Genomic DNA, 6,349 nt, shown 5'->3' with positions numbered 1-6,349 from the left:
GATTCTCCATCTCGATGACCCCATGTTTTCTGGCAGCATCCTACTACAACATGACTTGTGTGTACTTAGTAGCCTTACGAAGGAGAGGTGCCACAGGCGGTGAGGTTCCGGGGCGAGGTCCCTAAGCGTTGACCGCTTCTTGAATCGCCTCCGAGTCATCCTGGTTGTACATGGCCGCATCAATGCGACAGCCTCGGTGAGCGAGGATGTACAGTTCCTTCAACTCCTTGATCATCGGATAGCGGGGATTCGCGCCCGTGCATTGGTCGTCGAAGGCGTTTTCCGCCATTTCCTCCACCTCCGCGTAGAAGCGCTTGTCCACCTCCGGGATCACATCGTGGATGCTGTCGGGGATGTTGAGACGGTGCTTCAGCGCCTCGATCGCCGCAATCAGCAACTCCACCTTCTCATCCTCAGTATCACCGCCCAGACCCAGGTGATCCGCAATGCGGGCATAGCGATACTTGGCATTGGGATACTTGTACTGCGGAAAGATGGCCTGTTTAAAGGGCGCATCCGTCGCGTTATAGCGGATGACGTGGGAGATCAGCAGCGCATTCGCCAGACCGTGGGGCACATGGAAGGTCGAGCCCAGCTTGTGGGCCAGGGAGTGACAGACCCCCAGGAAGGCGTTGGCAAAGGCCATCCCCGCCATCGTCGCCGCATAATGCACCTTCTCCCGCGCCTTGGGATCCTGCGCGCCGTTTTCGTAAGCGCTCGGCAGGTACTTGAAGATCAGGCGAATCGCCTCCAGCGCTTGCCCGTTAGTGAACTCCGATGCCAGCACCGAGACGTAGGCCTCGATCGCGTGGGTCAGGGCATCCAACCCACCGTACGCCGTCAGCGCCGGGGGCATGTGCAGCACCAGTTCGGGATCGACGATCGCCATGTGGGGGGTCAGGGCATAGTCCGCCAGGGGATACTTCATGCCGGTGCGGTTGTCCGTCACCACGGCAAACGGCGTCACCTCCGAGCCGGTGCCCGATGTCGTGGGGATCGCCACCAGCATCGCCCGGTTGCCCAGGGGCGGCAGCTCATACACCCGCTTCCGAATGTCCATAAACCGCATCGCCAGGCTCTCGAAGTCCGTTTCAGGATGCTCATACATCAGCCACATGATCTTGGCTGCATCCATCGGCGAACCGCCGCCCACCGGAATGATCACATCCGGCTCAAACTGATTCATCGCATCGACGCCGCGCATCACCGTATCCAGCGAGGGATCCGGCTCCACATCGTGGAACACCTCATGGCGAATACCCAGATCTTCCAGCACTTGAGTGACGCGATCGCACAGGCCCAGATCAAACAGCGGCTTGTCGGTCACAATGAAGGCCCGCTGACGCCCCTGAAGATCCCGCAGCGCCGTTGCCAGACAACCAAACTTGAAATACACCTTCGGCGGAATGCGGAACCACAGCATATTTTCCCGCCGTTCCGTCACCGTTTTGATGTTCAGCAAGTGCTGCGGGCCGACGTTGCCCGAGACCGAATTGCCGCCCCAGGAGCCACAGCCCAGCGTCAGCGAAGGATCGAGCTTAAAGTTGTACAGATCCCCGATCGCCCCTTGAGAAGATGGCGTGTTGATCAGCACCCGCGCCGTCGTCATCTGCGATTCAAAGTGGTGAATGTGATCGTGCTGCGCCGGATTCGTATAGAGCACCGAGGTATGGCCCATGCCCCCAAAGCGGATCAGGGCCGCCGCCATGTTCACCGCGTGGCCAAAGTCGGGAGCCCGATACATCGCCAAAATCGGCGATAGCTTCTCATAGGCAAACGGCTCGTCCGTGTTGATGTCCGTCACTTCGCCAATCAGCACGCGAGTCCCTTCGGGCACCGTGATCCCCGCCAGTTCAGCGAGTTTGGCGGTGGATTGCCCCACGATCGCTGCATTCAGCCGCCCATTCTTGAGAATGATCTGGCGCACCTTGGCCTTCTCGTCGTCATTGAGCAGATACGCGCCCCGCTCGCTGAACTCCGCCCGCACCTCGTCATAGACCTCGTCCACCACTACCACCGACTGCTCGCTGGCGCAGATCATCCCATTGTCAAAACTCTTGGAGATCAAGACGGAGTTCACCGCCATTTTGATGTGGGCCGTCCCGTCAATCACTGCTGGGGTATTGCCCGCGCCGACCCCCAGCGAGGGATTCCCCGAAGAGTACGCCGCCTTCACCATGCCGGGGCCGCCCGTCGCCAGGATCAGCTTGATGTCGGGGTGGCTCATCAAGGTTTGGGACAGCTCTACCGTCGGCTCGTCAATCCAGCCGATAATGTCCGCCGGTGCCCCTGCCGCCACTGCCGCATCCCGCACAATCCTGGCTGCTTGTGTCGTACAGCCCTTGGCGCGGGGATGGGGGGAAAAGATGATGCCGTTTCGAGTTTTCAGAGCCAACAAGGCTTTGAAGATGGCGGTGGACGTGGGGTTCGTCGTCGGCACAATGCCCGCCAGAATACCCACGGGCTCGGCAATCTTCTGCAAGCCATAACCGGGCTCGTTCTCGATCACCCCGCAGGTCTTCTCGTCTTTGTACTTGTTGTAAACCATCTCCGACGCAAAGTGATTCTTGATCACCTTGTCTTCGACGATGCCCATGCCGGTTTCTTGCACGGCCTGCTTCGCCAGGGGAATGCGCTTGGTATTCGCCGCCAGAGCCGCTTGGTGAAAGATGCGATCGACCTGCTCTTGGGTGAACGTAGCGTATTCGGCCTGGGCGGCTTTCACCCGGTCAATCAAGGCTTCGAGGGTTTCAAGGGAATTAACAGTCATACATTGACCTTCGATTGGATGTGCTATCAGTCAAATCGTGCGGGGATCGGCCCTAAGAAAACGGTCTGGGCAATGCCAATCAGTCTGTCGATCCCCATTGGGATGGCGTCGCTTGGCGGGGTAAACGGGTGTCTAGCAAACCTGTATGGAGCACTGTAGTAGCCTGACTCGATCAGGGAGTTATCAAAATGATGGGCAGTTGTGTGAAGGGAACTGAAGCGACAAACTTGAGAAAACTCTTCCCTCGGGCTGGGCACTGACGAGGTTACGGGCGTAAACCAAAAGGGTCATGAAGGCACCATTTTTAGCAAGTTGAGCGATCGCAGGTGGACAGGCCTCTACTGGAAAATTCGCACCGAAATTGAACGGTAATCTACTTACTAAGCCAACCCTAGCGCGGGTTTTGATGAGCCCACCCAGCCTTTAGATAAAGATCAATTTTTCTTCGCAACAGTTTATTCTGAACCGAGGTGAGGTGAGGGTTTACCGCCCGTAAAACGGCCTGACCGATCGCCAAAACCTCTACCGAACCCGCGATATCGCCAGAGACCGAGCAGCATGTGACACCGCGATCGCCCCCACCCAGCATTGCGGTAATGCTCAGGATGACTGCACGCATGTAGCGAATGCTGCTCAGAGCGAACGGACCATTTCTCCAAAGGAAAATGGCTGCCAGCATTGCGCCCCCCTTGTTAGAGTGCAAAATTAAGACTGTTGTGAGCGATCGCAACAAGACTGTTTGCAAAGGAGAAACAATCATGGCTAAAACCAAAAAAGCGGCGGCGACGGCAGTGAGTACCATGCCGATCAACATTGGCATTGAAGAGAAAGACCGTCAGGCCATTGCCGCTGGCCTCGCTAACCTGCTCGCCGATACGTATACCCTCTACCTCAAGACCCATAACTTTCATTGGAACGTCACTGGCCCCATGTTTCAAACGCTGCACCTCATGTTTGAGCAGCAATATAACGAGCTGGCCTTAGCGGTGGATCTGATTGCCGAGCGCATTCGGGCCTTAGGTGTGGCAGCTCCAGGCACCTACAAAGCCTTTGCCAAACTTTCTTCGATCAAAGAAGAAGAAGGGGTACCCAGCGCTGAAGAAATGATTGCCAAACTGGTAGAAGGCCAAGAGGCCGTGGTGCGGACCGCGCGCTCAATCTTTCCGGTGGTCGACCAGGCGAATGATGAACCGACGGCGGACTTACTCACCCAGCGGATGCAAGTGCACGAAAAGACGGCCTGGATGCTCCGCAGCCTCCTAGACAAGTAACTCTCAACTATCGCGAGGTGGGGAGAAATCCGAAGGGGGGCACATTCACCCCCACCGAAAAGATCGTCATCGTGGATGCGTGGCTTCACGATGATGGTCAATGCGCTGGCACATCCAGACTCCATAAGTTGCCCCTTGAAACCAGCCAAGGGGCTCGTTCACACCCTGGTTTTCCGAGGGAGGCAAGCCCGTTCACCCGGCGACAGACTCAGGGCAAACGGAACATTTCCCAAAATGAGAGTTGCTGTAATGTCGTCGCTCTCGTCCGGCTCGCAGGCAAGATGCCGCCCCGCGCCCCTGGATGAATCAGCAACCCTGAGCGGCTCTCGTCGGTGAAAACCTCGGTGACCTACATATTGGCTCTAGCGTCTTTGACTGCCGCATAGAAGAACAGCCCCACGAGGGGGACAGTCACTCCCACCAGCGTATAGGTGGGGCCGAAGCCCCAATCAGGATTGCCAGTGGATAGCTCAAAAATGGCCGCTACGGCAGAAATCGCCGCCAGGCTCGAACACAGCAACAACAAACCACTTTTGGGAGTCCACACAGCTTGATTCTCTCCTGAGAAAATTATTCTATTTATCTAACGCAGGCGGTGCCCCCAGTGCAAGGCTTAGCCCGCGATCGCTTTCACATCGCGAGCCGAGAAGCCATTTTTCTGTAACTCTTCGGTTAGGGCGAGTTGATTATTGACGCGATCGACAAACATGACGCCCGTGAGATGATCCATCTCGTGCAAAATACAGCGGGCCAGTAGGTCGGCAGCTTGCAGCTTTTGGGGACGGCCATTTTCATCTTTGAAGCTGATTTCGATAGCGGTGGGGCGTACCACATCTAGGTAGACGCCGGGAATGCTGAGGCAACCCTCTTTATCAGTGCAAACTTCTTTGCTGGCCCGCGTGACTTTGGGGTTAAACAGAATGAGCGGCGGCGCCGCCGCGTTTTCGGAATCAACATCAACCACGATGAGTTGTTTGTTGACCGCGACTTGCGGGGCGGCCAACCCAATGCCATCGGAGCTGTACATGGTCTTGAGCATGTCATAGGCCAGGTCGCGCATACTGCTATCAACTTTGGCCACGCGCTTGGCCGGTTGACGCAGCACTTTATCTCCCAAGGTGTGGATGTTAAGGGGAGGATGCTTGAGCTTCTTCTTTTCAACCGGGATAGTAGTAGCAGTCATAAAGCGATGAATGTCGTTAACGTCAATAAATCCAAGGACAGTGAACCAAAGACAGTGAAAAGTATCGGAGGGTGGGGTTGTCGAGGGCGATCGCCGCGCTAAACAGCCAGCCTAGTCCCATCCGGGCACCCTTTATCCACCAGTTTGCGAGACCCAGCGAGAGACTTCAAGTCAAACTAACAGATTTGGCCCCAACCATCCGGATTAACCCCCGACCCCAAAGTTTTCTCTGCTGCGGTGGCCTATTCCATCGTAGCAAGGGGCACCGTCGTTGTTGCCTTTCTTGGGGAAATTTGCCGTCCGGGCAAGGCCGTTCCGGTTTCGGCAGTCTGCATCTCAGGGCGGCAGACGGCGAGGGTTTCGCGCAGGGTCACCACATTCCCAATCACGGCGATCGCGGGGGCCGCAAAGCCAGTCGCCGTCATGTCGGCTTCGATGGTGGCGAGGGTGCCGACCAGTTCAGACTGCTCGGGGCGCGTCCCCCAGCGCACCAGCGCGATCGGGGTATCCGTCGATAACCCCGCACCCGTTAGAGACCGCACAATTTTGGGGAGATTCTGAACACCCATATAAATGACGATGGTTTCGGAGCCCTGGGCGATCGCCCGCCATTCTACTTCGGGCCGGTACTTGCCGACGGCCTCATGTCCCGTCACAAACGTCACACTGGAACTTAGTTGGCGATGAGTCACCGGGATGCCCGCATAGGCGGGTACCGCCACCCCGGCGGTGATGCCCGGCACGACTTCCACCGCAATGCCTGCCGCCACCAAATCGCCCATCTCTTCCCCCCCGCGCCCAAACATAAAGGGATCGCCACCCTTGAGCCGCACTACCGTGACATGGTGTTGGGCCTGCTCAATTAGCAGTTGGGTGATTTCGGTTTGCAGCAGGGAATGATAGCCGCGCCGCTTGCCCGCTGGCAGTAGCTTGGCTTGGGGATTGACCATCGCCAAAATCGGGGGACTCACCAGGGCATCGTAGACGACCACATCCGCCACCTCTAGTAAGGCCTTGCCTTTGAGGGTAAACAGTCCCGGATCCCCTGGCCCAGCGCCGACCAAATAGACCTTGCCGGGTAAGCGATCGCCTTGATTATGCTGACGTAGTTCGGTCATATCACCG

6 protein-coding genes are annotated in these 6,349 nt (G+C 57.2%); 1 reads left to right on the top strand and 5 read right to left on the bottom strand.

Annotated elements, in window-relative coordinates:
- Positions 1–121 precede the first annotated feature (121 nt).
- Both adhE and JUK32_RS07980 read right to left on the bottom strand, forming a co-directional pair.
- Entirely contained in the window at positions 122–2,770 is a 2,649-nt protein-coding gene (gene adhE / locus JUK32_RS07985; protein WP_204138325.1) for a bifunctional acetaldehyde-CoA/alcohol dehydrogenase, read from the bottom strand.
- A gap of 391 nt (positions 2,771–3,161) precedes the next feature.
- Entirely contained in the window at positions 3,162–3,530 is a 369-nt protein-coding gene (locus tag JUK32_RS07980; RefSeq protein WP_204138324.1) for a hypothetical protein, read from the bottom strand.
- On the opposite strand from JUK32_RS07980, the gene JUK32_RS07975 reads away from it, so the two are divergent.
- Positions 3,529–4,041: a Dps family protein gene (locus JUK32_RS07975; RefSeq protein WP_305037834.1), complete on the top strand. Its 513-nt coding sequence runs from the start codon at positions 3,529–3,531 to the stop codon at positions 4,039–4,041. The two genes, JUK32_RS07980 and JUK32_RS07975, sit on opposite strands and share 2 nt — an antisense overlap.
- 349 nt (positions 4,042–4,390) lie before the next feature.
- On the opposite strand, the gene JUK32_RS07970 is transcribed toward JUK32_RS07975, so the two are convergent.
- The 3 genes from JUK32_RS07970 to cobA form a co-directional block, all read right to left on the bottom strand.
- Positions 4,391–4,588: a hypothetical protein gene (locus tag JUK32_RS07970; protein WP_204138323.1), complete on the bottom strand. Its 198-nt coding sequence runs from the start codon at positions 4,586–4,588 to the stop codon at positions 4,391–4,393.
- A gap of 66 nt (positions 4,589–4,654) precedes the next feature.
- Positions 4,655–5,224: a peptide deformylase gene (def, locus tag JUK32_RS07965; protein ID WP_204138322.1), complete on the bottom strand. Its 570-nt coding sequence runs from the start codon at positions 5,222–5,224 to the stop codon at positions 4,655–4,657.
- A gap of 242 nt (positions 5,225–5,466) precedes the next feature.
- Positions 5,467–6,342: a uroporphyrinogen-III C-methyltransferase gene (cobA, locus tag JUK32_RS07960; RefSeq protein ID WP_204138321.1), complete on the bottom strand. Its 876-nt coding sequence runs from the start codon at positions 6,340–6,342 to the stop codon at positions 5,467–5,469.
- Between the last annotated feature and the right edge of the window lie 7 nt (positions 6,343–6,349).

Origin of the sequence: Halomicronema sp. CCY15110, assembly GCF_016888165.1 — a bacterium.
In the GTDB taxonomy this organism is placed as follows: Bacteria; Cyanobacteriota; Cyanobacteriia; order Phormidesmidales; family Phormidesmidaceae; genus Halomicronema.
The sequence above is the reverse complement of the archived record's forward strand: the minus strand, read 5'-3'. Positions and strand labels throughout refer to the sequence as shown.